This window comes from Pseudomonas gebzensis, assembly GCF_034427815.1.
In the GTDB taxonomy this organism is placed as follows: Bacteria; Pseudomonadota; Gammaproteobacteria; order Pseudomonadales; family Pseudomonadaceae; genus Aquipseudomonas.
Genome location: NZ_JAXQNS010000002.1, coordinates 117,769 through 143,387, shown reverse-complemented (window position 1 = coordinate 143,387; position 25,619 = coordinate 117,769). Strand labels below are relative to the sequence as shown.

Here is a 25,619-nt window from a genome sequence, read left to right as displayed (position 1 = left end):
GATGAAAGCCCATGAAATCGCTTATGGCCAGCGGCTGCTGCGCGGCCAGGCGCCCTCCTACGAGCGTCTGCAAGCGCGCCTGGCCGGTGATGGCAGCGAGCCGCACGACCAGCCGCGGGCCCTGCATTGCGGTTGGGGGCGCCTGCTGATCGGCCACACCTATCCCGATCCTGCGTGCCTGGCCCAGGCCCTGCAGGAAGAACGCCCTGGCGAGCGTGACATCGCACTGTATGTCGCCGCCCCGCAGCAGGTGCTCGCTCAAGCCCCGCACCAGCTGTTTCTCGACCCCTCCGACACCCTGCGCCTGTGGTTCACCGACTACCGCCCCGCGCAGCGGGTGTTCCGCGGCTTTCGTATCCGCCGGGCGCAGAACGACAGCGACTGGCAGGCCATCAACACGCTTTACCAGGCGCGCGGCATGCTGCCGATCGACCCGCAGCGGCTCACCCCGCGCCACCTCGGCGGGCCCGTGTACTGGTTGGCCGAAGACGAAGACAGCGGCGCAGTGATCGGCAGCGTGATGGGCCTGAACCACCACAAGGCCTATGCCGACCCAGAGCACGGCAGCAGCCTGTGGTGCCTGGCGGTCGACCCGCAGTGCAGCCGCCCAGGCGTGGGCGAAGTACTGGTGCGCCACCTCATCGAGCACTTCCAGAGCCGCGGGCTGGCCTTCCTTGACCTGTCGGTGCTGCACGACAACCGCCAAGCCAAGCGCCTGTATGAAAAGCTCGGCTTTCGCAACCTGCCGACCTTCGCCGTCAAGCGCAAGAACGGCATCAACCAGCCGCTGTTCCTCGGCCCCGGCCCGCAAGCGGCGTTGAATCCCTACGCGCGGATCATCGTCGATGAAGCCCATCGGCGTGGCATTGAGGTGCAGGTCGATGACGCGGCTACCGGGCTGTTCACGCTGAGCATGGGGGGGCGCCGCGTGCGTTGCCGGGAATCGCTCAGCGACCTGACCAGCGCGGTCAGCATGACCCTCTGCCAGGACAAACGCCTCACCCAGCAGGCGCTGCACAACGCAGGCCTCAACGTGCCGGTTCAGCAACTGGCAGCCAGCGCCGATGACAATGAGGCCTTCCTCGAAGACCACGGCGCCGTGGTGGTCAAACCAGTCGACGGCGAGCAAGGCCAGGGCGTGGCGGTCAACCTCACGACGCTCGAAGACATCACCCAGGCCGTCGAGCATGCCCGTCAGTTCGACAGCCGCGTGCTGCTGGAAAGCTTCCATCCCGGCCACGATCTGCGCATCGTGGTCATCGCCTATGAAGTGGTGGCCGCCGCGATCCGCCATCCGGCGCAGGTGATTGGCGATGGTTTGAGTGACGTGAAAACCCTGATCGAGGCCCAAAGCAAACGCCGCCAGGCTGCCACCGGCGGTGAGAGCCGCATTCCGCTGGATGAAGAAACCGAGCGCAGCGTGCGCGCGGCCGGCTACGCGTACCACAGCGTGCTGCCAGCGGGCGAACGCCTGGCCGTGCGCCGCGCCGCCAACCTGCACACCGGCGGCACGCTCGAAGACGTCACCGCGCGCCTGCACCCGACCCTGGCCGATGCCGCCGTGCGCGCCGCCCGCGCACTGGACATTGCGGTGGTCGGGCTGGATTTCATGGTGGCCGATGCCAGCCAACCGGACTACGTGATCATTGAAGCCAACGAACGTGTAGGCCTGGCCAACCACGAGCCGCAGCCGACCGCCGAGCGCTTCGTCGACCTGCTGTTCCCGCACAGCCTGGCACCCCGCTGAGGCCATGGCCGACAGCACGCAGGTGACGCAGCAGGGCCGTTCTGAACGCGCTGCTGATGCGTGAACCTGCGGGCTGCACGCCCTGACGATCAAGCCCTATTCGATACCCCAAGGAGCCCTGACGATGTCTGAACGACAACTCGAGCCCGATCTCGACTACATGAAGCGCGTGCTGCTGGAAATGCTCGCCATCCCCAGCCCCACCGGCTTCACCGACACCATCGTGCGCTACGTGGCCGAACGCCTCGAAGAACTGGGCATTCCCTTCGAGCTGACCCGCCGCGGCACCATCCGCGCGACCTTGCAGGGCCGGCAGAATTCGCCCGACCGCGCGGTCTCGGCGCACCTGGACACCATTGGCGCGAGCGTGCGCCAGGTGATGGACAACGGCCGCCTGGCCCTGGCGCCAGTAGGATGCTGGTCGAGCCGCTTTGCCGAGGGCAGCCGCGTCAGCGTATTCACTGACGCCGGCGTGATGCGCGGCAGCGTGCTGCCGCTGATGGCCAGCGGGCACGCCTTCAACACCGCCATCGACCAGATGCCGGTGAGCTGGGACCACGTCGAAGTGCGCCTGGATGCCTATAGCACCACCCGCGCCGATGCCGAGGCACTGGGCGTGAACATCGGTGATTTCGTGGCCTTCGATCCCCTGCCCGAGTTCACCGACAGTGGTCATATCAGCGCCCGCCACCTGGACGACAAAGCCGGTGTGGCGGCCCTGCTGGCCGCGCTCAAGGCGGTGGTGGAAAGCGGCCAGCAGCCGCTGATCGACTGCCACCCGCTGTTCACCATCACCGAGGAAACCGGTTCGGGCGCGGCAGGCGCGTTGCCCTGGGACGTCAGCGAGTTCGTTGGCATCGACATCGCGCCGGTGGCGCCCGGCCAGGCCTCCAGCGAGCATGCGGTGAGTGTGGCCATGCAGGATTCGTCAGGGCCGTATGACTATCACTTGTCCCGGCACCTGCTGAACCTGGCCACCGAGCAAGAGCTGCCGGTGCGCCGCGACCTGTTCCGCTACTACTTCAGCGATGCGCACTCGGCCGTCACCGCCGGGCACGACATCCGCACCGCGCTGGTAGCCTTTGGCTGTGACGCCACCCACGGCTATGAGCGCACGCACATCGACAGCCTGGCCGCGTTGAGCCGCCTGCTGGTTGCCTACCTGATGAGCCCACCGGTGTTCGCCAGTGATTCGCAGCCGGCCAACGGTTCACTCGAACGCTTCAGCCATCAGCTGGAACACGATGCACAGATGGAGAGCGACACCCGCGTGCCGGCAGTCGACAGCCTGGTCGGGCAAAAGCCGTAAGGACGGCGCGCTTACCGTGGTCGAGGTAAGCGCAGCCAGCCCGGTGGCAAGTTGCCGTAGGGCCTGCGCGCTGACGCACTGCACGCTCAGCACGCGGCCCTCTGGCCGTGGCGGATAACCGACCGGACACGCCGCAATTCCTACGTGGACTGGAACACTTTCACGTAGCATGAGACGACTTTTCACTCATACGCCTGGGCACCCATGCTGATCCCCTACGAGCAACTCCAAGCTGACACCCTGACCGGGCTGATCGAAGACTTCGTCACTCGCGACGGCACCGACAACGGCGACGACACCCCGCTGGAAACCCGTGTGCTGCGCGTGCGCCAAGCGCTCGCCAAAGGTCAGGCGTTCATCCTGTTCGATGTCGAAAGCCAGCAATGCCAGCTGCTCGCGCGCCATGACGTGCCGCCGGAGCTGCTCGGCTAAGCTCGCCTGCAACCCTCAGCGGCTTGGCCTCGGTTTGCCCTTGAGCGCCTGAATCCGTTTATAGACCTCGCAGCGATGCACCTCGACCCGCCGCGGTGCGCTGACGCCCAGCCGCACCACCCCGCGCTTGATGTCCACCAGTTTGATGATGATGTCGTCGCCGATGACCAGGGACTCGCCGACCTCTCTGACAAATACCAGCATGTCGCCCTCCAGCAGTCGTTATGAAGCGGGCAGACTGACGGGGTACCTGGCCAGGCTCAACAGCATACGGCGAATCGAGACATTTCCTACAGGCTCCGGTAACGGAACCTACAGACTCAACCGTTATCGAGGCACGCGCTTGGCGCGCATCTTCACGGCCATGTCGCTCATCTCCTCGTACAAACGCTCGGGGTTCTGGCATTTCAGCTGCCAGGCCGCACGACCGGCTTCATGGGGCAGGATCAGGAAGGTACCGGCCTCGACGCCGGCGTAGATCGCTTCGGCCACCTCGGCAGCGCTGATGGGCGAGCTGTCCAGCAGCTTGCCCACCTGGGCCTTCATGGCCGGGTCCGGGCCGCGAAACGAATCGAGCAGGTTGGTCTGGAAGAACGACGGGCACACCACATGCACCGCGACGTGCAACGGGCGCAGCTCCACCAGCAGGCTCTCCGACAGCGCCAGTACCCCGGCTTTGGCCACGTTGTAGTTGCTCATGCCCGGCCCTTGCATCAAAGCGGCCATCGAGGCGATGTTGATCAACCGCCCCTGGCTGCGTTCGAGCAGCGGCAGAAACGCTTTGCAGCCCTTGACCACGCCCATCAGGTTGATCGAGAGCTGCCAGTCCCAATCCTCCAGTGACAGCTCGCCGAAGAACCCGCCCGAGGCCACACCGGCATTGTTGACCACCACATCGATACCGCCCAACTGCGCCTCACAGCGCTGCGCCAGGGCGGTGAGCTGGCTGTAGTCGCGCACATCGCACTGTTGGGTGAAGCCATCGCCGCCGGCTTCGCGCACTTGCCGCAAGGTCTCGCGGGCGGTGTCCTCGTGAAGGTCGGCCAAGGCCAGTTGCCAGCCCTCGCGGGCCCAGCGCAGGGCCAGCTCACGCCCCAGGCCCGAACCTGCGCCGGTGATCATCATTCGCTTGAGCATGCTGTGCGCCTCGGTATCGAAGTGGAGTGCCGCAGTCTAGCCAACTGCGCCGTATGGGCCGCTAACGATCACGGTGCTGAATAAAGGGGCATGAAATGCAAACGGGTGAAAAATTGATAAAACTTTTTTCACACCCCGCCAGTCGGATTTTACAAGCGGCCACTTTCGAAGGATTACCGGACGCTCGACGCATTCCGACCCATTCGCTCACGCAAGGATTCTCCCCATGACCACCATTCTCGTCATCGTCCTGATTCTGCTGCTGGTAGGCGGCCTGCCGGTGTTCCCTCACTCGCGGTCGTGGGGCTATGGCCCGTCCGGCATCATCGGCGTCATCCTCGTGGTGCTGTTGATTCTGTTGGTCCTCGGTCGAATCTGACCGCAGCGCCCTGGGCTTGCTCAGGGCGCCTGTTCAACGCTGCCTGGCACGACCTGCTCGGCCAGGCAGCGTTGCAACCCCTCCATGACCTGGCGCAACATCGCCAACTCTCGCTCCAGCCCTCCCCCCGCTTCACCCGCACGACACCTCCCCTCGACCTGCTCGCAGACCTGAGCCAGCGCCGTCGCCCCGGCGATGCGTGCCCCGCCCTTGATCCGATGCACCAGTTCGCCGACTGCCTGAACATCAGGCCCGACGTGGTCCAGGCGCTGCAAGTCATCCTGGACACTGCGCCGCAACGCCTCCAGCAGTGCCTGCAAAGCGTTGGCATCGCCATTGGCCAGGCGCACCAGGTGCGCGGTGTTGAGCAATCCATGGCGGGTCGCGGCAGGGTCGGCCGGCGCTGGCGCGGCGCCCTGCGTCAGCGCTTGGACAGGCGCCAAGGCCTGCGCCAGGCTGCCCAGCGCCAACGGCTTGAACAGGCACGCGTCCATCCCCGCAGCCCGGCAACGCAAGCGCTCCTGGCGCTGCGCGTTGGCCGTCAGGCCGATCAGCCGGCAGGCCGGCACCTGTCGCCTGCGCTCGTGCTCGCGGATCGCTCGGGCCAGGGCATAGCCGCTGAGCCGAGGCATGTTGCAGTCACTGATGACCACATCGAACGGCGCTTGCAACCACACCCGCAGGGCCTGCGCGCCATCCTCGGTGACCTGTACCTGATGGCCGAGGTACGCCAGTTGCTGCTCCAACAGCAAGCGGTTGGCCGGGTAGTCATCGACCACCAGCACCCGTAAGGGTGCCTGGCCGCAGCTCGGTCGCTGCACCTCGTCCGGGCAGCTGGGTGCGGGGGATTGGGCCAGGGGCAGGTCGAGGCGGATACGCACCTGGGTGCCCTGCCCTGGCGTGCTGTGCAAGCGCAGGTCGCCGCCCATCATTTCGCACAGTGTGCGGCTGATACCCAGCCCCAGGCCACTGCTGTCACGGGGTGACTGCTGCTGGTTGCTGGCCTGACGGAACGGCTGGCCCAGGTGCGCCAATTCGGTCGGGGCAATGCCGATACCGCTGTCACTGACGCAGACTTCAACCTGCACCCGTGAGGCGTCCACCACCGCCTGCAACCTGACCTCGACGCCGCCCTGGGCGGTGAACTTGATGGCATTGCTCAGCACGTTGGCCAGCACTTGCTTGAAGCGCACCGGGTCGAGCATCACCCGCGCCTCCACCGCGCCGTGCGCCTGCAACCGCAGCGCCAGGCCTTTGTCGCGAGCGTGTTGCTCGAACAGTTGCAGCACCCGCGACAGTTGCTCGCGCAGGCACACCGGCTGCGGCGTCAGGTGCAGGTGGCCGGCCTCGATGCGCGAGATGTCGAGAATGTCGCCGATCAGCTCAAGCAGGCCACGTGCCGCCTCTGCGGCCACATCGACCGCCAGGGTATCGAGTTCGCCTTGCTCGGCCTTGAGCTGCGCCAGTTCCAACATGCCGAGGATGGCGTGCAGGGGCGTGCGGATCTCGTGGCTCATGGTGGTGAGAAAACAGGTCTTGGCCTGATTGGCGCTGTCGGCCGCCTGCTTGGCCTGGCGCAGCGTGACCTGCAAGCGGGCCAGGTAACGGATCCACAGCAGCGCCAGTGAGAGCAGGGTCAGCACCAGGCTGAAGGCGAGCAGGATGCGCCGCCGATAGCGCAGCCACAGGCCGTCGGCGACGATCAGCGGATCGCGCCAACGGCGCACCAGCAGCTCGTTTTCGTTGGGGCTCAGGCTCAACAGCGCCTTGTTGATGATGCCTTGCAGCGCCACCGCGTCCTGGCGGCTTGCCAAGGCGAAATGCGCCGGGGCCATGGCCAGGCTTGCGCTGATGCGCAAGCGCCCCGGATACCAGCGCGCGATCAGCGAGCGTGCGTCTTCCAAGGTCAGCACGGCGCCAGCCACCTGGCCGTTGGCCAGTGCGTTCAGGGCGTCCAGTGGACTGTCGAACGCCTCGCTCAGGACCTGGGGATAGTGGTGCTGCAACACCTCGAGCACGGCGCTGCCCCACACCAGCGCGACGCGCTGCCCGGCCAGCTGTTCGAAACCACTCAACGCCGCGGGCTCCTGGCGGGTGACCAAGACCCGGGAGGTGCTCAGGTACGGTCGGCTGAACGCCAGCATCTGTTCCAGTGCCGGGCTGTGCGGCACCCCGGCGATCAACCCGGCATCACCCCGTTCCAGCTGCGCCAGCATCTGGCGCAGGCCACGCCCGGGCTGAACATTGAACTCAAGGCCGGTGCGCTGGCTGACCACATCCAGCACATCCAGGCTCAAGCCGCGCAGCTGGCCTTTGGCATCGCGAAAACTCAAGGGCACCAGTTGCTCATCAACCAACACGTCGACCCGCCTGTGGTCTTGCAGCCAGCGCTGCTCGTCGGGGGTCAGGGGCAAGTGCTGCGCGAGGTCTGGCAGCTCCAGCAAAGGCCGCCAGCGTTCGCGGATACGCACATGGTGGTGGGCATCGATGGCACCCAGCGCCGCGTTGACGCGCTCACCCCAAGCGGACCCCTGGCGCACGGCGAAGCCGATGTCCTGAGCGGGTAGCGAGGCCGGGCCGACCACTTCGACCTGGCCCAATGGGCTACGCCCGAGCAGGTAGCGGCCGCTGAGCGCATCACCCAGGTACAGGTCGGCATGGCCCAGCGCGACGGCGGCCAGCGCACTGAAGGGCGACGGGTGCAGGCGGATCTGCGCCGTCGGGTAGTAGGCGCTGATCTGTGACAGCGGCCGGTAGCCCTCGACCATCACCAAACTGAACGGCTGCGCGGCGCTCAGGCGCGCCTGGCTGGGCGCGCTGTGGGCCATCAGCAGGGGCTGGTCACGGGCATAGCCATGGGACAGGCGCAGCCCCGCCTGGCGCGCCTGATACGTGGTGATCGAAGCCAGCAGGTCGACCTCTGCGCTGCGCAGCGCCTGCGCCGCCGCCTCGAACGAGGTGAACACCTGGATGCGGATGCTCAACCCCAACTGCTCGGCCACCAGTTCGGCGTAGTCGGCGCTGATGCCTTCGTAGACCTGATCAGGCCCCAGCATATCGAACGGCGGGTTGTGCTGGGCCAACACGCCCAGGCGCAACTGCGCGGCAGCAGGGGGTTGCTGGAGATCGCTGGACGCTAGTGCCTCAGCGCTGCTCGCCACAGGGTGCAGACGGTCCGACCCGAAGGGCGTTGCGGCCGGCGCGTTCGAGGTCAGGCACAGCAGTGCCAGCAGCAGCCAGACCCGCGCGCGCGTCACAGGCGAAGGTCAGACAAGCCGGTTACGGCGTGCGAAGTCGGCCAGATCGATCAGCGAGGTGACCCGCAGCTTTTCCATCAAACGGCTTTTATAGGTGCTGATGGTCTTGTTGCTCAGCAGCATGGTTTCGCCGATGTCCTTGTTGCTCAGCCCACGCGTCAGATGCTGTAGCACCATGAGCTCGCGGTCGCTCAGCGAGGCCACGCACTGGGCTTCGCTGGTGCGCATGTCCTGGTGGTTGACCGAACTGAGCACCACGTCGGGGAAGTAGCTGTAGCCCGACAGCACCGCACGCACCGCCTTGTTCAGCTCACCCAGGTCGTCGGTCTTCGACACGTAACCGGCAGCGCCCGCCTGCAAGCAGCGCAACGAGTAGGCTTCAGGCACCAGCGAGGTCAACACCACGGTCTTGACGGGGTGTTTCAGGGCTTTCAGGCGGGCGATCACCTCCAGGCCATCGAGGCCGGGCATGGCGATGTCGAGAATGATCAGGTGCGGTGTGTGCTCACGGGCCAGGCGCAGGGCATCGATGCCGTTGTCGGCCTGGCCGACGATCTCAAGCTGCTCCTGGCGCAACAGCATGCACACCGTGGCACGGATGAACGGGTGGTCGTCGACCACGACAGCTTTGTACATGATCCATCCTCATTGAAAAGTCTGCGCTAGAGCTCGGCATCGAAGATCACCGTGACCTTGCCGTCATAGCGCTCACCAGCGCGGTCGAGCATGGGTTTGAGGTCGGCCTGGGCGACGTCGAAATGCACCTGCCCGGGGCCATTGGCAGTGAACACTTGACCCTCCAGTTGCAATGCCTTGGCACGCCCGGTAGGGATGGGCTGACGGGTGATCGACTGCCAACCTTGGTAGTAGCGGATGCTGCGCGGCAGGGTCACAGCCACTTGCAAAGGCACCTCTTCCCCGCGTTTGTTGCGTAGGCCGCAGCGCTCGCCCACGGCGAACTCGCACAGCTTGTAAAGCCGGAACGGGCCGGACGACCAGATCCGCAGGGGAATGTCGCTGGCGATCTTCGGCGGAATGCGTCCGCCGTCGAGCCAGGCGGTCCATCCCCCTGGCGGTTCCAGAACGGCGAGGTCCGAGTTCGGGCCGAACTCGACGCGGAAGGTGTGCTCGACGTCCAGCTCGATATTGAACGTCACTTCGGTATCGCTCAGATTTTCCACGTTGTCACCGAAGTCGAAATCGCCCCCGGCACCCATCGAATAGGTAATGCTGCCGCGATAGCGCCCCGGACGCAGGCGATACACCCCCGGCAGGTCCAAGATGTATGACAGCCCCATCTCCGAGACGGTGACCACCTCGCGAAGGCCTATGGAGCTGTAGAGCGGGCGCGTGGTGCAGAAACCGGGCTTGATATCGAAATTCCACTGCATGACGAACTCATGCGAAGACGCCCATGCCCCATTCTGAACCTGACAGTTGCCTGCCATCCGGTACGACGTCGCAGCTGGATTGCGGCTGGGATTCGGGCTCGCTACGTGCTGTGACAACACCTTGAAATTCAACGACACCTCATGCCCTTCACCGCTTTGCTCGTGATAGACCCAGCCCTTGCGGGCCAGAGGCACGCCGGCATAGAAGTTTTCCCGCACAACCGTCGAAACCTTGACGTCCTTGCTGTAGCCCATCGGCACTGTGACCGATGGCCTGCGCCGGCACATGGAAGGGAAAAACACACACATCGACGCGGGCGGCGTGGTGTGCTCGAACCGCTGCGCGCTGTCACCTTGGTAGCGCGCGCTGAGCGTGACCTCCACCGCCTGGGTTGGCGCTGCCGCCGCCAGGCACAGCAACGCCAGCCCCAGCAGCCACCCACAACCCAGGGTCGAAGCGCTCATCCCTGCACCCGCATGGGCTGGCGCTGCGCACCTTCCTGCAGCTCGAACTGGAACACCTCGCCTGGCTTGCCCTGCATCTGCCGGCTGCGCCCCGGCAGCACATGGTGCTTGGTCGCAGGCCCGCACTGCTCGTCAGCCGCCTTGCAAACCCGGAAGTGGTCAAGTACCACGGTGCTATTGCCTTCGTTGGTGACGGTAAGCGTGCCGGCCTGGGTGTGGGTGCGCGTGGCGTAATAGGGCTCGGCCGGGCGGACGAACAGAATCGAGCCGTAACCGGCCAGCACGGTGACGCCTGCCTTGAGGCTGTCGCGGTAGGCATCGGCCTGGCGCTGATCCATGGCAAAACCATCGTCGACCTCGGGCAGCACCGGGATGAAACGCACCCTGAAGTAACGCTCCTGGGTGCGTGTGCCGCGATACAGAAAGCGCACGGCCTGCAGGCCCCGCGCCGGTACGATCAGGCGTGCCGGGCTCACCACCAGCCCGCGTTGATCGAGCGGCAGGGCCTGGTGGCTCAGTTCACGGGCCTTGCCGTGCTCGTCATAGACCAGCTCTGCGGTGGTGATCTTGACGAAGGCGGTGGTGTCGCCGCCGTTACGCACCCGCTTGAGCAAAGTGCTCTTGCCGCCATCGATGTAGTCGTACAAACCGCCAATATTGAGTTCTGGCGCAGCCTGTGCGGCAAACGGCAGGAGCAGTAGCAGCAACAGGCGATGGAAGGTTGTCGTCATGCTGACCTCGATAAAAAACGTGAAGAGCCGCGCAGTTTCGCTCTGTTCAATTCGTACAAGGGGCGTGCACCGCCGCTTGCTCTGTTTCCCTATGCAATTCAGGAAATTTCCTACAGTCATAGGGGGCTTGATGCTTGTTAACCGCATTGTGCGACTACCGCCGCCGGGCGCTGCGGTGCAGCGCCCCAGGGGCTGTTGGCGTTCGGCGGCGCTTGACCCGCACGCCCGGTACCAGGCGTCGGGTGCACGTCGCAGGCAGACCCGTTCGCCACGAACGCCGGCCTCTGGCGACGCCGTGCTGGCTCCGCACCCATGTGGTGAATGTCCATCAGGAACCTCCCGCATCACGCCGCACCTTCGCATCGGCCAAGCTCTGCGGCTGGCACCGCTGATCCCCGGCCATCAGCACATCGTTTTCCCGGGTGAACTGGTCAGGCTGCAGGCTGAGCAGGCACAACGCATTACCGGCCAGGCGCACTTCCAGCACGGGCGTGGATTCGCTCATTTCCACGGCAAAGTAGCCGCCTGGCTCGCTGACGCTGCGGCTGGCATGGTTGATCAGTTGCGCACCGCTCAGGCCCGCACCGTGCTCATCGAGCAGACGCCCGAGCACGGTGACCGTGCGCATCACCCGCACCTGGCGGTAGTCGATGCCGCCACGGTTGAGGTGGTAATCGAAGCCATTGGGCTGGATCACCGCCGAGGGTGCCTGACTGTCCTTGAAGTCGACCTGCACCTGGCCGGGCCGGTAGGCCGCCACCGGCACCACATTGCGCCCGGGACGCAGGATGGCGCTCATGCCCTGGAAGTCATCGGCGCGCAGCTCCAGACCGTCGATGTCCGATTCCACATCCACGATCAGGCCTGCGTCGTGGGCGAGGAACTGCCCGCTGGCGGCAACCTTGCCAGCGCCCAGCGCCACCACGCTCTGCAGGTTCAGGCCCGCGCTCAGCTCACCGTTGTAGGACGAGGTCTGCGCGTAGGCATCGCCGTTCAGATGGTTGCTTTCGAACTGGGCAGTGCCCCCCAGCCCTGTGCCGTAGCGGTCGACGCTCGCGGTCGCGCCCAGGGTGCGCAACGCGCCGTAGTCGACGTCCTGCTGGTAGGCCAGCGACACGTTGTGGTCGCGCTCACCGTCACGCGAGGTGCGGCTGCCCAAGGTCGCGGCAAGACGCCGACCGGGGCTGCCCAGGCTCATGCTCAGGCTGAAGTTGACCCCACGGTTGCGCGCCTGCGCGGTGCTGAGGCTGCCAGGGCGGTCGAACACCGAGAAGCGCCAGCTGGCGTTGGAGCCCGCCAGGGTGGTGAATTGCGTCCAGCCCAGATCGAGCCCCAGGCCCTCGTTCGCGCCCGAACTGTGGGACACGCGCAGCGTCGCGGTGCTGCGCGAGGATAGGCGCTGGCTCAGCGACAGTGACGACTGGCTGACCTCTGCCTGGCGCTCGAACGCCCCCCTGGCAGCATGGCTGGGAGAGGTCCATGCGCGGTTGTGGCTGAGCACCACCGAACCGGTCTGATGATTGAAAATGCCCTGCAGGTCGTAGCCGTTGCCAATGCCCTGGGTCTGGTTGAGGTTGGCGTACAGCTTGAAGCGATCGCGTACGTCCCAGTCCAGCGAGGTGGCGTACTGCATCGTGGCGTCTACGTGCTGCGCCGAGAGCCCCAGCACGGCGCGTGGGTGCAGCAGGTAGTTGACGATGGCACCGCCACTGACACTGTCGTGCTCACTATCGTCCCAGTTGCTCAGGGCGCTGGTCTGCTGGCCCATGAACAGGTTGTAGCGCCAGCGGCTCTGGGTGTTGCTCCAGTTCGAGGGTTTATAGATGAAGGCTTCGCTGCGCGAGGTCTCCTGGCCGTCTTCGATCAGGCGTACCTCGACCTGGTAGATACCGCCGGGCAGCACGCGGGTGTCGAGGGTCTGCAAACCCGGCTGCACGGGTTGGCTGTTGATCAGCACGCCGTTGCGGTAGACCTCGGCGATGCCCTGGCGATTGGGGGTGACATAGACCGGGGTGGAACTGGGCTGGCCGCTGTCGATCAGCAGGCTGTCACTGCTGCCGAACATCAGCCCCAGGGTGGTATCGGGGCTGTTGCCCAGCAAGCGCGGCTGGCGAGTCAGGCCCTGGGCGCTCGGCGTGAAATAGCCCAGGCGATAGAAATACTCGTCCACCAGCCGCTCGGCGTACAACTGATCGAGGCGGTAGCGGGTGCCGTCACGGGCATCGCTGCCGCGGTCGAGCTGCGCATCGGCCAAGGTGGTCCAGGCGCCCAGGCTGCCCTGGCCCTGTACCGCATAGCGGCCACTGGTCTGCCCGCCATTGCCCACCAGGTTGAGCTGGTTGCGCAGCAGCAGGCCATAGCTGCCGTGTTCGGGCAGCGCGTGGTAAAGCGCGACCTGGCCGCTGCTCTCGGCCTCGCTCGTGAGCAACGAGAGCTGCGAGTTGACCAGGCTGTAGTGGATCGCGCGCAAGCTGTCCGGGCAGTTCGCCTCGCACTCGCCCAAGGGCAAGCCCTCGGCCAGGCGCAGTTGCCAACGCCGCCGTAGCGCAGCAGGTTCGCGGCTTTCCTGGGTGTCGGTGAATTCGAGCAGCTGTACGCGCTCGTCGCGGCTGAGCACCACCATGGCGTCGCCCAGGTAGCGGCCGTCGAGTTCGACGCGCACAGCCAGCGGCACGTCGAAAAAATGCGCTTGGAATTCTTGGGGCAGCCCTTTGGCCTGGGCCAGGGTGCCCAGTGCCGCTGGCGCCGTGGCGGCTGATGCAAGGCCTGTGGGCAGCCCGGCGATGAGCAGCAGCCAGAGCCCGCAGGGCAAGATAAAGAAACGGAATCGACTCATGGCCCTGCCTGTAAGCAATGCCCTGCCCGGCCCGATGGCGCAGGCCATGGGCAAGGGAGGGCAAGGGGGATGGAAAAGGCGTAAGGGGCGATCGGGTTATGGCGCGGTTTCGAACATCATGCTCACCAGGCCCTGGTAGTTGCCGGGGGTGAAGGAGCCATTGGCCGGGTTCTTGGCGGTGATGACGAAGTCCATCACCGCACCCGGCAACGCCTGAGCGGCGGTGAGGATTTCATTGGGGGTGATGTCCAGGTCAGTGGCGCCAACCTTCACGTTCAGATCGATGGTGTCCAGGCCGCTGGTGAGGACCGGCGCATTGAGCAGGTAGCCGCTGATCGAGCCGACGGTGCTCTTGGCCTGCACCTGATGGCGGATCTCACCGAACGTGGCCCGGGTCGGATTCCACGGCAGCTCCTGCGGATCGTTCATCCAGTCGCTACCGACCGGCTCGACATAGAACGCGGCCGTGGGCACCACGGCCGTGACCTGGACTTGCTTCTCGATCGGATCGGGAGCAGCAAAGGCGGCGCTGGCGAAGGACAGTGCCAGAGGAAGGGCAAGCAACGTACGTTTCACGAATCTGATCTCCTTGAATGGGGGGCACCTGCCAAGTGACGCCTTAGCAAGCAAGGAGAGTATTCAGGGTGGCGGCAGCTGCTTGAGTAAGACCGTTCCGAGCGAGCTTCGGAAATTTCCCAGCGCCAGCTTATGGCCATCATTCACACACAAAAACGCCCCGGCGAGCGGGGCGTTCTGCGTTCAAGGCGTGACGATCAGTGAGACACCGCCCCACTGGCGCCCAGGCCGGTCTGCGATCGCACGAACTGCGGGAAGAACAGCGCGCGTTCTTTTTCTGCGGCTTCGGACTTGTCGGTGATCGAGAAGAACCAGATACCGACGAAGGCAATCAGCATCGAGAACAGTGCCGGGTACTCGTACGGGTAGATGGCTTTTTCATGCCCAAGGATCTGCACCCAGATGGTCGGGCCCAGCACCATCAGGCCCACTGCGCTGATCAGGCCCAACCAGCCGCCGATCATGGCGCCGCGGGTGGTCAGCTTCTTCCAGTACATCGAAAGCAGCAGCACTGGGAAGTTGCAGCTGGCGGCAATGGAGAACGCCAGACCGACCATGAAGGCAATGTTCTGCTTCTCGAACAGGATGCCCAGGCCAATGGCCAGGACGCCCAGGGCCACGGTGGTGATCTTCGAGACGCGGATTTCATCCTTGTCATTGACCTTGCCCTTGCGCCACACGCTGGCGTACAGGTCGTGGGACACCGCCGAAGCGCCAGCCAGGGTCAGGCCGGCAACCACGGCGAGGATGGTGGCGAACGCCACGGCCGAGATGAAGCCCAGGAAGATACTGCCGCCCACGGCATCGGCCAGGTGCACCGCCGCCATGTTGTTGCCGCCGAGCAAGGCACCTGCAGCGTCCTTGAAGTCCGGGTTGGTGCTGACCAGCAGGATCGCGCCGAAGCCGATGATGAAGGTCAGGATGTAGAAGTAACCGATGAAGCCGGTGGCATACAGCACGCTCTTACGGGCTTCCTTGGCGTCAGACACGGTGAAGAAGCGCATCAGAATGTGCGGCAGGCCAGCGGTGCCGAACATCAGCGCCAGGCCCAGGGAGAATGCCGAGATCGGGTCTTTCACCAGCCCGCCCGGGCTCATGATCGCTTCGCCCTTGGCGTGCACCTTGATCGCTTCGGAGAACAGCGTGTTGAAGTCGAAGCCGACGTGCTTCATCACCATCACGGCCATGAACGTGGCGCCGGAGAGCAGCAGCACCGCTTTGATGATCTGCACCCAGGTGGTTGCCAGCATGCCGCCGAACAACACGTACATGCACATCAGAATGCCGACCAGAATCACCGCCACGTAGTAGTCCAGGCCGAACAGCAGCTGGATCAGCTTGCCGGCACCGACCATCTGCGCGATCAGGTAGAACGCCACCACAACCAGCGAGCCGGAGGCAGACAGGGTGCGGATCTGTTTCTGCCCGAGGCGGTAGGAGGCCACGTCGGCGAAGGTGTACTTGCCCAGGTTGCGCAGGCGCTCGGCGATCAGGAACAGGATGATCGGCCAGCCGACCAGAAAGCCGATGGAGTAGATCAGGCCGTCGTAGCCGGAGGTGAACACCAATGCGGAAATACCCAGGAAGGACGCCGCCGACATGTAGTCACCGGCAATCGCCAGGCCATTCTGGAAGCCGGTGATGCGCCCGCCTGCGGCGTAGTAGTCAGCCGCCGACTTGTTGCGCTTGGAGGCCCAGTAGGTGATGCCTAGGGTAAACAGCACGAAGGCCAGGAACATGGCGATGGCCGCCACGTTCAGGGGTTGCTTGTGCACGTCGCCGGTGAGCGCATCGGCGGCGAAGGCGGCAGGCGCCAGGGCGCTGAGGGCCAGGGCCGTTACGGAGGTGGCAATGCGCATCATGGCTGCACCTCTTTGAGGATGGCGTTGTTCAGGTCATCGAACTCGCCGTTGGCACGGCGCACGTAGAGGGCGGTCAGGATGAAAGCCGAAACGATCAAACCGACGCCCAGGGGAATGCCCCAGGTGATCGATGACTCAGGGCTGATCTTGGCGCCCAGCAAATGCGGGCCGTAAGCGATGAGCAGGATGAAACCGCTGTAGAGGCCGAGCATGATCGCTGAAAGAATCCAGGCGAAACGCTCACGTTTACGCACCAGTTCCTTGAACCGCGGACTGTTCTGTATCGAGAGATAAATGCTGTCGTTCATTGTTTTTGTCCTAGCAGCACAGATTAGGGAATACCCGTGTCAACTTTAGGCGTAGCGGTAAAGCCAACCAGACGACCTTAGTCTTAGATGCAACGGTGTGTTGCGGGTTTGGTAACAAAGCGCAGCACCGCAAGGGCCGCCGATCGGCCGTGGGATCGCCCCTCGGCGCTGCGACCCCACGCCACTGCGACCTTCGTCGGCACTGACGCAAACGCCCCTGGCATGCCAGACTTCACGCCTCTGAGCCGAGTGTTTTCCTGCCCTGCGGAGTTGTCATGTCGTTGTCCAGCGGGCTGATCGCCGTCGTCGCCCTGGCCTATATGGCCATCATGTTCGCCATCGCCTTCTACGGTGATCGGCGCAGTACGCCCCTGCCCCCGCGCCTGCGCGCCTGGGTGTACAGCCTGTCGCTGGCGGTGTACTGCACCAGCTGGACGTTCTTCGGTGCCGTGGGCCAGGCCGCCGAACAGCTGTGGGCGTTCCTGCCGATCTACCTCGGGCCGATCCTGCTGCTGATCGGCGCACCGTGGGTGGTGCAGAAGATGGTGCTGATCAGCAAGCAGGAAAACATCACCTCCATCGCCGACTTCATCGCCGCCCGTTATGGCAAATCGCAAACCCTGGCGGTCGTGGTGGCGCTGATCTGCCTGGTCGGCGTGCTGCCCTACATCGCCTTGCAGCTCAAAGGCATCGTGCTCGGCGTCAACCTGCTGATCGGCGCCAGCGCCGACGCCACCGGCACGCGGGTGCAGGACACCGCCCTGGTGGTGTCGCTGGTGCTGGCGCTGTTCGCCATCGTTTTCGGCACGCGCAGCCTGGACGTCACCGAGCACCACCGCGGCATGGTACTGGCCATTGCCTTCGAATCCCTGGTCAAGCTGCTGGCGTTTCTCGCAGTCGGTGTGTTCGTGGTGTTCAATCTGTATGACGGCTTTGATGACCTGTTCGCCCAGGCCCGGCAGTCGGTGCACCTGGAGCACTACTGGGAAGAAACCATCAATTGGCCATCGATGATCGTGCAGACCTGCGTGGCGATGATGGCGATCATCTGCCTGCCGCGGCAGTTCCACGTCACGGTGGTGGAAAACATCGACCCACACGATGTGCGCATGGCGCGCTGGGTGTTCCCGCTGTACCTGGCCCTGGCCGCATTGTTCGTGGTGCCGATTGCCCTGGCCGGGCAGATGCTGCTGCCAGGCACGGTGATGTCGGACTCGTTCGTCATCAGCCTGCCGCTGGCCGAGGCGCACCCGAGCCTGGCGCTGCTGGCGTTCATCGGCGGCGCCTCAGCGGCCACGGGCATGGTGATCGTCGAAGCGGTGGCGCTGTCGACCATGGTCTCCAACGACATGCTCCTGCCCTGGCTGCTGCGGCGTAACAACGCCGAGCGGCCGTTCGAGGTGTTCCGCCACTGGATGCTCTCGGTGCGCCGGGTGACCATCGTGGTGATCCTGCTGCTGGCCTATGTCAGCTACCGGCTGCTGGGCTCCACAGCGAGCCTGGCAACCATCGGGCAGATCGCCTTTGCCGCCGTCACCCAGCTGGCCCCGGCCATGATCGGCGCGCTGTACTGGAAGCAAGCCAACCGCCGCGGTGTGTTCGCCGGGCTGGCCGCCGGCACCTTTCTCTGGTTCTACACCCTGGTGCTACCCATCACCGCGCACAGCCTGGGCTGGTCGCTGGCGCTGTTCCCAGGGCTCGAATGGCTGCACGGCAACCCCTTGAACCTGCCGATCAGCCCGCTGACCCAGGGCGTGGTGCTGTCGCTGGCCGGTAACTTCACCCTGTTCGCCTGGGTCTCGATGCTGTCGCGTACGCGGGTCTCCGAGCATTGGCAGGCCGGGCGCTTCATCGGCCAGCAGAGCAGTGCGCGGCCGGGCAACCGCTCGCTGCTGGCGGTGCAGATCGACGACCTGCTGAATCTGGCAGCGCGCTTCGTCGGCGAAGAGCGCGCACGGCAGAGCTTCATGCGTTTCGCCCAGCTGCAGGACAAGCGCTTCAACCCCAGCCAGAACGCCGACGGCGACTGGATCGAGCACACCGAGCGGCTGCTGGCAGGTGTGCTCGGCACCTCCTCCACGCGCGCGGTGGTCAAGGCCGCCATCGAAGGCCGCGACATGCAGCTCGAAGACGTCGTGCGCATCGCCGACGAAGCCTCCGAGGTGCTGCAGTTCAACCGCGCGCTCCTGCAAGGGGCCATCGAGAACATCAACCAAGGCATCAGTGTGGTCGACCAGAACCTTCATCTAGTGGCCTGGAACCGCCGCTACCTGGAGCTGTTCAACTACCCCGAGGGCCTGATCGGCGTGGGCCGGCCCATCGCCGACATCATCCGCTACAACGCCGAACGCGGCCTGTGCGGCCCGGGCGAGGCGCAGGTGCATGTGACGCGGCGCCTGCACTGGATGCGCCAGGGCCGGGCGCACACCTCCGAGCGGCTGTTCCCCAATGGCCGGGTGATCGAGCTGATCGGCAACCCGATGCCGGGCGGCGGGTTCGTCATGAGCTTTACCGACATCACCCCCTTCCGTAACGCCGAGCAGGCGCTCAAGGACGCCAACGAAAGCCTCGAACAGCGCGTCGCCGAACGTACCCATGAGCTGTCGCAGCTGAACCAGGCGTTGTCTGAAGCCAAAAGCCAGGCCGAAGCCGCCAACCAGTCGAAAACGCGCTTTCTCGCCGCCGTCAGCCATGACCTGATGCAGCCGCTCAACGCCGCGCGGCTGTTCTCTGCGGCGTTGTCGCAGCAGGACGACGGCCTGACCGACGACGCCCGGCAACTGGTGCAGCACCTGGACAGCTCGCTGCGCTCGGCCGAAGAGCTGATCAGCGACCTGCTGGACATCTCGCGCCTGGAAAATCGCAAGATCACCCCGGACATCAAGCCCTTCGCCCTGGGCGAGCTGTTCGACACCCTGGGTGCCGAGTTCACCGTGCTGGCGGCCGAAAAACAGTTGGCATTTCGCCTGCGCGGCAGCCGCCTGCGGGTCAGCAGCGACATGAAGCTGCTGCGCCGCGTGCTGCAGAATTTCCTCACCAACGCCCTGCGTTACGGCAAGGGCCCGATTCTGTTGGGCGCGCGGCGTGATGGCGAGCGGCTGTGGCTGGAAGTCTGGGACCGCGGCCCAGGCATCGCCGACGACAAACTGCAAGTGATCTTCGAGGAGTTCAAACGCCTGGACAGCCATCAGACCCGCGCCGAAAAGGGCCTCGGGCTGGGCCTGGCGATCGCCGATGGCCTGTGCCGCGTGCTCGGCCATGAGCTGCAGGTTCGCTCGTGGCCGGGCAAGGGCAGCGTGTTCCGCGTCGCGGTGCCGATCTCCCGGGCGCCGGCGGTGATCGCTGCTGCCCTGGCCGAACAGAATGGCCAGCCGCTGGCCGGGCTGCAGGTGCTGTGCGTGGACAACGAAGCGAGCATTCTGGTGGGGATGACCAGCCTGCTCAGCCGCTGGGGCTGCCAGGTGTGGACGGCTGGGAGTCGCACCGAGTGCCAGGCATTGCTCGAGGCCGGCGTGCGTCCGCACCTGGCACTGGTGGACTACCACCTGGACGAAGGCGATACCGGCACCGAGCTGATGGCCTGGCTACGCACGCGCCTGGGCGAGCCGGTGCCGGGCGTGGTGATCAGCGCCGATGGGCGCAGCGAAACCATCGCTCAGGTGCATGCCGCAGGCCTGGATTATTTGCCCAAACCGCTCAAGCCGGCTGCGTTGCGAGCACTGCTCAATCGTCACCTGAGCTTGGTGCACTGACGGTGTGCGGGTGGATGCGTTGCCGGAGCATCGTTTCGTTGACACCCGATGCATCCAGTTCAGCCTCACGCCGACTGGGTTGGGGGCATGCCTCAGTCGCCCTCTGAGCTGGGTGCGCTGACGGTCTGGTGGGTGGGGGCTTTGTCGGCATCGCTGCGCCGGATGCCCAAGGCCTCGGCGTCCTGCCAAGGCCGGCTGCGTTGCAAGGCTCGTTCAATCGCCATCTGAGCTGGGTGCGCTGACCGCCTCTTGCGTCATGGCTTTTTCCAGCAATTGGGCCGGCAGGCTTTTGCTGGCTCGCGCGCCGAGCAACTTGAGCTGTTCGCTGCGGCTGACCAGGTTGCCGCGCCCTTCACAAAGCTTGTTGCGCGCTGCCGCATAGGCCTTGTCGACTTGCTGCAGACGGTTGCCCAGCTCGTCCAGATCCTGGATGAACAGCACGAACTTGTCATACAGCCACCCTGCCCGCTCGGCGATCTCCCGGGCGTTCTGAGTCTGCCGCTCTTGCTTCCACAGGCTGTCGATGACCCGCAGGGTGGCGAGCAAGGTGGTGGGGCTGACGATCACGATCTGCTTGTCGAAGGCTTCCTGGAACAGGTTCGGCTCGGCCTGCAGCGCCGCCGAAAAAGCCGCTTCGATGGGCACGAAGAGCAGCACGAAGTCCAGGCTGTGCAAGCCCTCCAGGCGGTTGTAGTCCTTGCCTGACAAGCCTTTGACGTGGCTGCGCAGCGATTGCACATGCTGCTTGAGGGCTGCTTGCGCACGGCCAGTGTCAGCTTCGCTGACGTACTGCTGGTACGCGGTCAGGCTGACCTTGGCATCGATGACCACTTGTTTGTCGCCCGGCAGCAGGATCAGCACATCGGGCTGGAAACGCTCGCCATCAGCGCTTTTCAGGCTGACTTGGGTCTGGTATTCGCGGCCCTTCTCGAGGCCTGCGTGCTCCAGGACCCGCTCCAGGATCAGCTCGCCCCAGTTGCCTTGGGTTTTCTGGCCCTTGAGGGCCTGAGTGAGGTTGGTGGCCTCGTCTGACAAACGCTGGTTGAGCTGTTGCAGGCGCTCAAGCTCCTTGCCCAGCGAGAAGCGCTCGCGTGCTTCCTGCTGGTAGCTTTCCTCAACGCGCTTTTCAAAGGCATGAATGCGCTCCTTGAGCGGATCGAGCAATTGGCCCAGGTGCTGCTGGCTGGTCTGGGCGAAGCGCTGTTCGCGTTCATCGAAAATCTTCGTGGCCATTTCCGCGAACTGCGCGCGCAAGGTGTCGCGGGCTTGCTGCAGGTCTTCGAGACGCTGCTGGTGATTTTCCTGCTGCTCACTGAGCTCGGTTTCCAGGCGTGCCGCTTGCGCTTCGAGCCGGCGCAGTTCGGCTTCCCGGCTGCTGCGTTCGAGCTGCCAGGCATGGGCGGCGTCGCGGGCGTTGTCGCGTTCGATCTGCAGCAGTTCCAGCTCGCGCTGCTGGGCTGCCAGGTTGGCCTGCTTGAGGCCGTTGGCTTCACTGAGGTCGCTGACCTCATCGCGGCTGGCTTCGAGCTGGGTCTGCAACCCGGCTTGAGCCAACTGGGCGCTGGTCAGGCGCTCGGCCGTCAGAGCGTTGTCCGCCTGCACCGCCGCCAGCCGCCGCTGCGTCTGCAAGGCCCAGCCCAGACAGGGAATGGCAGCGACGATAAAGCCCAGCAGGATGCTGGTGAGGTCCACAGCCATGACGACTCCAAAGGCTTGCCAGGGAAAAGCGCCCAGCTTATCAGCTCGGCCCCGGCAGAACCTGCCTGCGCAGGTTTACGGCGTCTGGCTGAGCTGTGCGTAGGCGTCCTGGGCCTGAAGATCGCCCGCCCGGGCGGCCTGGCGCAGCAGCTCATGGCCTATGCGGCGGTCGCGGGCGCCACCGCAGTCATGGCAAAGCAAACGGCCCAGGCGGCTCTGCGCCACCACCACGCCCTGACGGGCGGGCTGCTTGAGCAGGCGGCCGGCGAAGTGCTTGACCGTCGGTTTGTCGCCCAAGCGGGGGCTGTCGAGCAGCCATAGCGCGACCTTCAGCGACAGACGTTCAGGCGCACGGGCGATGGGGAAAGTGGCGTTGGGGGCGGTTTTATCGCGAGGCATCATGGGCGAGGAGCAACAGCATTTTGGAAAAGCGCGCCACTCTACTCTTTTTTGCGACCGAAGGCTCGGGGCCATTTGGCCGCGCAAAGAAAACGTTGATGATCATTTCTTGACGTTTTTTTGTGGCTTGCCGTGAGGGCGTGATCAAGGCGGACTTCGCCCTGTGACGCGTCACCAACCTGCAAGGTGCCCGTGCTAGAGCAAGCGCCCGCGACAATCCACAGAAGCTGTGGATAACTCGGTGGACAACCCCCCTACTAGGCCCGCAAACCCTTATGGAATGGGGCTTGTAGTCAAACTGACGATTTTTTCACCAGCAGAAAATAGTGTTTTTTTTCATTGACTTAAAGAGGCAGTCAAGGCATTGGCGAATGGCCATGGTCTGGGGCAGTGTTTAAATCCACTAGCACAGCAAATGTGCACAAGTGTTGCTGCACGGCAGTTTTTGCGCAGGGCGGGGGCTTTGAAGGCCGTTTCGGGGTTTCCAAGGGTCTTTTCAGGCATCGCGTTTAGCGCCATAATGGCCGGCTTTCCGTGACTGCAAATAATCCTTGCCCAAGGTGTTTTTGTGAGGTAAGGTGGCCCTCGTTAGTACCCAAGCAGAACGTCAATTCCAACCGCCGCGTCCTTGCGATCTTTGTTGTCAACCCTGACACCCTCGCTGAAACCAGGACCGGACGCACTCGATGATTTCCCTCACAGCCAATCGCTGATGCAGCGCGAATCAACTGAATAATTGATCGGGATCTTCACCAGAGGCATGAACCTTAGCCCTGGCTTGTTGCCCACCTTCCGAAGTACCTACCAGTCAGCCCAGCGCACCTCTAGCTAGCGCCTTTCTGGCTGCTTTTGTTCCAGCCAGGTTTTTCGCCGTTTAATAATGGCGTCACTGGAACGTTTATATAGTGCACGGATCGAATCCCGTGTCTTGAGCAGGAACCTCAAAAAAATGACAACTCATCATATCCAATCCGCCTTCGGAACCCTTTCCCAGGCATTCGCTCCACTGACTTGCCTGATCCTCGCCCCGCGCAAGGACAGCTTCAGTTTTACGCTGGTCGACGAAAACGGCATCGCTTGTCACACCGAGCGTCTGTACGTCGAGCAATACAGCACCGCAGCCCCGCTGCAGGCTGTGATCGAACGCGCCCGTCAATCGCTGACCGCATGACCGGCGAATACCTGGCCATTCAGCCACTGAATGCCAGCCATCGTTAACTGCCTGATGCTCCACGGGTTAATCGCCAGCGAGCATATAGCCCGGATCGTCAGGCAGTAATCGATTTAAAAACAGCCCTTTACCGCATGATTATCACACTACACTTCAACTCGAGCGGTGCTCACCGCTTCCGACGGGCCTGATTCTTCTCCTGCTGCCAAGCCCCCAGCGTCCGTCGGCACTTATTCAGTGCGAGGGCAATATGGGTATTGCTGCCAAGGAGTTGAGCCAGTACGTCATCCGACCGACTCTGGTCTACCTCAATCGACATTGTGCCAGCGCCGAAGCGCTGCTGTTGGGCGTGGCCGCCAGCCAGTCTGCCCTTGGCTCAGCCCTGCACGACCGCCGCGGGCATGGTTTGTACCGCATCGATGAGAGCCGCCACACCTTGTTGTGGGATCACTTCCTGGCGCGTGACCCCGACATGGCCAGCCTGGTTCGCGGGCTCGCCAGCCAGCACGCCTTTCTCGGCGGCCCGCATCTTGAACTGACGGTCAACCTGCGCTACGCCACGGCCATCGCCTGGATGATGATCGAACAGCACACCCCCACCTTGCCGGCTGCCGACGACGTCATCGGCCAGGCACGCATTTGGCGACAAATATTCAGTCCCCATGGTCGTCTTCGGGATTTCCTGAATGCGTGGGAAAACTGCATAAATCCGACGATTTCACATGCTGTTTAAGAAGCGTCCTACAAACCTCACAGAAACAGGAAGGTTCTGGTCGGATTGTCCTACAAAATCACTCGATCGTCCGCGATAACATCGCTAGCGCGGCGTGATTTTTGTTGGTAGCGTTTCGCCCCGGAGATCCCAAGGAGTTTTCTAATAATGAAAAGAGTAATGCTCAAAACCTCCCTCGGCATGGCCGTTGCGTTCGCATCGACCCAGCTGTTCGCCGCCGGATTCGCGCTTAACGAACAAAGCGTCAGCGGCATGGGGACGGGTTTCGCGGGTCGTTCATCCGCTGCCGATGATGCAAGCACCGTGTACGGCAACCCTGCCGGCATGTCGCGCCTCAAACGCCAGCAAGTCACCGTCGGCGGCGCGGCTGTTATCGCCAAGACCGACATATCGGGGCCCGGCAGCAACCTGGGCGGGGAAACCGATGGCGACATGGTGCCGCTGGTAGGTGTACCCATGGGCTACTACGTGCGCCCCATCGATGACCACTGGAGCGTCGGCTTCGGTGTCTACGTACCCTTCGGCCTGGTCACCGATTACGGTAGCGACGACGCTGCCCGGTACTGGGGCAAGAAAAGCCATGTCGAAGTCATCACCTTCCAGCCCACCGTCAGCTATGCCTTCAACGACAAGGTCTCGATCGGCTTCGGCCCAACCTTCAACCGCATTGAAGGCGAACTGGGCTCGAACCTCATCAACCCGCGCTCGCCGGGCCGCAATGACGGCGAAGTCAAGATCAAGGGTGATGACACGGCAGTCGGCTACAACGTCGGCCTGCTGGTCCAGGCCACCGATCGCACGCGCATCGGTCTGACCTACCACTCCATGGTGGACTACAAGCTCGAAGGCAAGACCCGCGTCAACTCCACGGCCATCGGGCCGCTCAGTGGCAGCAAGTTCGATGCCTCGCTGAAGATCAAAACGCCGGAATCGGTCGATCTGTCGATCACCCACGAGCTGGATGACCAATGGACACTCTATGCCGGCTCTACCTGGACACGCTGGAGCCGCCTCGAAGACATCACCGTGCAGAACGATGTCCCACGGCCGTTGCTCGGCTCGGCCTTCAATACCATCAAGGAAGACCAGAACTGGCACGACACGTGGGCGCACGCCGTGGGCGCATCGTACAAGGTCAACAAGGAATGGACGCTGCGCACCGGCTTCTCGGTCGACCAGTCACCGACCAACAACCACGATCGTTCTCCACGCATCCCCACGGGTGATCGCAAGATCTTCAGCATGGGCGCCGGCTGGAGCCCGACCGAGGACATGACCATCGACGTGGCTTACTCCTACCTGTGGGAAGAAGACACCAAGGTCAACCAGGTCAGCGCAACCAAAGGGCGTTACCAGGCCAAGTACGAGAACAGCGCACACGGACTGGGCGCCTCGCTTACCTACCGCTTCTGAGCCATCGCTACCTGATGAAAAGC

At 64.1% G+C, this 25,619-nt stretch carries 20 protein-coding genes and 1 pseudogene; 8 read left to right on the top strand and 13 right to left on the bottom strand.

What is annotated here, in order from left to right; genetic code table 11:
* The first annotated feature begins 1 nt into the window (after position 1).
* From ngg to SJI00_RS04715, 3 genes are all read left to right on the top strand, one after another.
* Positions 2 to 1,747 carry an N-acetylglutaminylglutamine synthetase gene (gene ngg, locus SJI00_RS04725; RefSeq protein ID WP_322460593.1) on the top strand — a complete coding sequence of 582 codons (1,746 nt, stop codon included), beginning with the start codon at positions 2 to 4 and terminating at the stop codon, positions 1,745 to 1,747.
* Between the two features lie 124 nt (positions 1,748 to 1,871).
* The gene (locus tag SJI00_RS04720; protein ID WP_312934628.1) at positions 1,872 to 3,056 is read left to right on the top strand and encodes an osmoprotectant NAGGN system M42 family peptidase; all 1,185 of its coding nucleotides are present in this window, start codon (positions 1,872 to 1,874) and stop codon (positions 3,054 to 3,056) included.
* Between the two features lie 204 nt (positions 3,057 to 3,260).
* Entirely contained in the window at positions 3,261 to 3,488 is a 228-nt protein-coding gene (locus SJI00_RS04715) for a YheU family protein (protein ID WP_322460592.1), read from the top strand.
* Between the two features lie 15 nt (positions 3,489 to 3,503).
* Here SJI00_RS04715 and csrA read toward each other — a convergent pair whose 3' ends face one another.
* Together csrA and SJI00_RS04705 are read right to left on the bottom strand one after the other, a co-directional pair.
* Positions 3,504 to 3,692: a carbon storage regulator CsrA gene (gene csrA, locus SJI00_RS04710; RefSeq protein ID WP_322460591.1), complete on the bottom strand. Its 189-nt coding sequence runs from the start codon at positions 3,690 to 3,692 to the stop codon at positions 3,504 to 3,506.
* Between the two features lie 123 nt (positions 3,693 to 3,815).
* Positions 3,816 to 4,625: an SDR family oxidoreductase gene (locus SJI00_RS04705; protein ID WP_322460590.1), complete on the bottom strand. Its 810-nt coding sequence runs from the start codon at positions 4,623 to 4,625 to the stop codon at positions 3,816 to 3,818.
* Between the two features lie 226 nt (positions 4,626 to 4,851).
* Between SJI00_RS04705 and SJI00_RS04700 the strand changes: the two genes are divergently transcribed.
* Positions 4,852 to 5,004: a DUF3309 family protein gene (locus SJI00_RS04700; RefSeq protein WP_312934635.1), complete on the top strand. Its 153-nt coding sequence runs from the start codon at positions 4,852 to 4,854 to the stop codon at positions 5,002 to 5,004.
* A 20-nt stretch (positions 5,005 to 5,024) separates the two neighbouring features.
* Here SJI00_RS04700 and SJI00_RS04695 read toward each other — a convergent pair whose 3' ends face one another.
* From SJI00_RS04695 to SJI00_RS04660, 8 genes are all read right to left on the bottom strand, one after another.
* Positions 5,025 to 8,261 carry a transporter substrate-binding domain-containing protein gene (locus SJI00_RS04695; protein ID WP_322460589.1) on the bottom strand — a complete coding sequence of 1,079 codons (3,237 nt, stop codon included), beginning with the start codon at positions 8,259 to 8,261 and terminating at the stop codon, positions 5,025 to 5,027.
* Positions 8,262 to 8,270: 9 nt separating this feature from the next.
* Positions 8,271 to 8,897: a response regulator transcription factor gene (locus SJI00_RS04690; protein WP_322460588.1), complete on the bottom strand. Its 627-nt coding sequence runs from the start codon at positions 8,895 to 8,897 to the stop codon at positions 8,271 to 8,273.
* Between the two features lie 26 nt (positions 8,898 to 8,923).
* Positions 8,924 to 10,117 (bottom strand): hypothetical protein, encoded by a 1,194-nt coding sequence (locus tag SJI00_RS04685; protein ID WP_322460587.1) that lies wholly within the window; start codon positions 10,115 to 10,117, stop codon positions 8,924 to 8,926.
* On the bottom strand, positions 10,114 to 10,848 hold the full coding sequence (locus tag SJI00_RS04680; protein ID WP_322460586.1) for a molecular chaperone: 735 nt from the start codon (positions 10,846 to 10,848) through the stop codon (positions 10,114 to 10,116). Before SJI00_RS04680 ends, SJI00_RS04685 begins: the two co-directional genes overlap by 4 nt.
* 328 nt (positions 10,849 to 11,176) lie before the next feature.
* Complete coding sequence (locus tag SJI00_RS04675; RefSeq protein WP_322460585.1) at positions 11,177 to 13,684, bottom strand: TcfC E-set like domain-containing protein; 2,508 nt, start codon at positions 13,682 to 13,684, stop codon at positions 11,177 to 11,179.
* Between the two features lie 96 nt (positions 13,685 to 13,780).
* Positions 13,781 to 14,260 (bottom strand): CS1 type fimbrial major subunit, encoded by a 480-nt coding sequence (locus SJI00_RS04670; protein ID WP_322460584.1) that lies wholly within the window; start codon positions 14,258 to 14,260, stop codon positions 13,781 to 13,783.
* A 197-nt stretch (positions 14,261 to 14,457) separates the two neighbouring features.
* The gene (locus SJI00_RS04665) at positions 14,458 to 16,119 is read right to left on the bottom strand and encodes a cation acetate symporter (protein WP_416221004.1); all 1,662 of its coding nucleotides are present in this window, start codon (positions 16,117 to 16,119) and stop codon (positions 14,458 to 14,460) included.
* The gene (locus SJI00_RS04660; protein WP_322460582.1) at positions 16,119 to 16,430 is read right to left on the bottom strand and encodes a DUF485 domain-containing protein; all 312 of its coding nucleotides are present in this window, start codon (positions 16,428 to 16,430) and stop codon (positions 16,119 to 16,121) included. The genes SJI00_RS04665 and SJI00_RS04660 overlap by 1 nt, the downstream gene beginning before the upstream one ends.
* A 275-nt stretch (positions 16,431 to 16,705) precedes the next feature.
* On the opposite strand from SJI00_RS04660, the gene SJI00_RS04655 reads away from it, so the two are divergent.
* Positions 16,706 to 20,182, top strand: coding sequence for a hybrid sensor histidine kinase/response regulator (locus SJI00_RS04655; protein ID WP_322460581.1), 3,477 nt, complete (start codon positions 16,706 to 16,708; stop codon positions 20,180 to 20,182).
* Between the two features lie 92 nt (positions 20,183 to 20,274).
* Here the strand turns inward: SJI00_RS04655 and SJI00_RS04650 are convergent, their stop codons facing one another.
* The 3 genes and pseudogenes from SJI00_RS04650 to SJI00_RS04640 form a co-directional block, all read right to left on the bottom strand.
* Positions 20,275 to 20,406 (bottom strand): hypothetical protein, encoded by a 132-nt coding sequence (locus SJI00_RS04650; protein ID WP_322460580.1) that lies wholly within the window; start codon positions 20,404 to 20,406, stop codon positions 20,275 to 20,277.
* Positions 20,396 to 21,766 carry a DNA recombination protein RmuC gene (locus SJI00_RS04645; RefSeq protein WP_322460980.1) on the bottom strand — a complete coding sequence of 457 codons (1,371 nt, stop codon included), beginning with the start codon at positions 21,764 to 21,766 and terminating at the stop codon, positions 20,396 to 20,398. Before SJI00_RS04645 ends, SJI00_RS04650 begins: the two co-directional genes overlap by 11 nt.
* A gap of 198 nt (positions 21,767 to 21,964) precedes the next feature.
* Positions 21,965 to 22,282: pseudogene (locus tag SJI00_RS04640) on the bottom strand (sel1 repeat family protein); the annotation flags it as partial.
* Between the two features lie 946 nt (positions 22,283 to 23,228).
* Between SJI00_RS04640 and SJI00_RS04635 the strand changes: the two are divergent.
* From SJI00_RS04635 to SJI00_RS04625, 3 genes are all read left to right on the top strand, one after another.
* The gene (locus tag SJI00_RS04635; RefSeq protein WP_322460979.1) at positions 23,229 to 23,450 is read left to right on the top strand and encodes a hypothetical protein; all 222 of its coding nucleotides are present in this window, start codon (positions 23,229 to 23,231) and stop codon (positions 23,448 to 23,450) included.
* A gap of 250 nt (positions 23,451 to 23,700) precedes the next feature.
* Positions 23,701 to 24,183 carry a hypothetical protein gene (locus tag SJI00_RS04630; protein WP_322460579.1) on the top strand — a complete coding sequence of 161 codons (483 nt, stop codon included), beginning with the start codon at positions 23,701 to 23,703 and terminating at the stop codon, positions 24,181 to 24,183.
* A gap of 147 nt (positions 24,184 to 24,330) precedes the next feature.
* Entirely contained in the window at positions 24,331 to 25,596 is a 1,266-nt protein-coding gene (locus tag SJI00_RS04625) for an OmpP1/FadL family transporter (RefSeq protein WP_322460578.1), read from the top strand.
* Positions 25,597 to 25,619: the final 23 nt, after the last annotated feature.

What these genes read in the sequence shown, in the direction of transcription:
- SJI00_RS04650 (WP_322460580.1), bottom strand. Translation starts at nt 20,406, where the DNA reads ATGGCGATTGAACGAGCCTTGCAACGCAGCCGGCCTTGGCAGGACGCC.
- SJI00_RS04715 (WP_322460592.1), top strand. Translation starts at nt 3,261, where the DNA reads ATGCTGATCCCCTACGAGCAACTCCAAGCTGACACCCTGACCGGGCTG.
- SJI00_RS04635 (WP_322460979.1), top strand. Translation starts at nt 23,229, where the DNA reads ATGACAACTCATCATATCCAATCCGCCTTCGGAACCCTTTCCCAGGCA.
- SJI00_RS04665 (WP_416221004.1), bottom strand. Translation starts at nt 16,119, where the DNA reads ATGCGCATTGCCACCTCCGTAACGGCCCTGGCCCTCAGCGCCCTGGCG.
- SJI00_RS04705 (WP_322460590.1), bottom strand. Translation starts at nt 4,625, where the DNA reads ATGCTCAAGCGAATGATGATCACCGGCGCAGGTTCGGGCCTGGGGCGT.
- SJI00_RS04660 (WP_322460582.1), bottom strand. Translation starts at nt 16,430, where the DNA reads ATGAACGACAGCATTTATCTCTCGATACAGAACAGTCCGCGGTTCAAG.
- SJI00_RS04675 (WP_322460585.1), bottom strand. Translation starts at nt 13,684, where the DNA reads ATGAGTCGATTCCGTTTCTTTATCTTGCCCTGCGGGCTCTGGCTGCTG.
- SJI00_RS04655 (WP_322460581.1), top strand. Translation starts at nt 16,706, where the DNA reads ATGTCGTTGTCCAGCGGGCTGATCGCCGTCGTCGCCCTGGCCTATATG.
- SJI00_RS04685 (WP_322460587.1), bottom strand. Translation starts at nt 10,117, where the DNA reads ATGAGCGCTTCGACCCTGGGTTGTGGGTGGCTGCTGGGGCTGGCGTTG.
- SJI00_RS04690 (WP_322460588.1), bottom strand. Translation starts at nt 8,897, where the DNA reads ATGTACAAAGCTGTCGTGGTCGACGACCACCCGTTCATCCGTGCCACG.
- SJI00_RS04700 (WP_312934635.1), top strand. Translation starts at nt 4,852, where the DNA reads ATGACCACCATTCTCGTCATCGTCCTGATTCTGCTGCTGGTAGGCGGC.
- csrA (WP_322460591.1), bottom strand. Translation starts at nt 3,692, where the DNA reads ATGCTGGTATTTGTCAGAGAGGTCGGCGAGTCCCTGGTCATCGGCGAC.
- SJI00_RS04630 (WP_322460579.1), top strand. Translation starts at nt 23,701, where the DNA reads ATGGGTATTGCTGCCAAGGAGTTGAGCCAGTACGTCATCCGACCGACT.
- SJI00_RS04625 (WP_322460578.1), top strand. Translation starts at nt 24,331, where the DNA reads ATGAAAAGAGTAATGCTCAAAACCTCCCTCGGCATGGCCGTTGCGTTC.
- SJI00_RS04680 (WP_322460586.1), bottom strand. Translation starts at nt 10,848, where the DNA reads ATGACGACAACCTTCCATCGCCTGTTGCTGCTACTGCTCCTGCCGTTT.
- SJI00_RS04720 (WP_312934628.1), top strand. Translation starts at nt 1,872, where the DNA reads ATGTCTGAACGACAACTCGAGCCCGATCTCGACTACATGAAGCGCGTG.
- ngg (WP_322460593.1), top strand. Translation starts at nt 2, where the DNA reads ATGAAAGCCCATGAAATCGCTTATGGCCAGCGGCTGCTGCGCGGCCAG.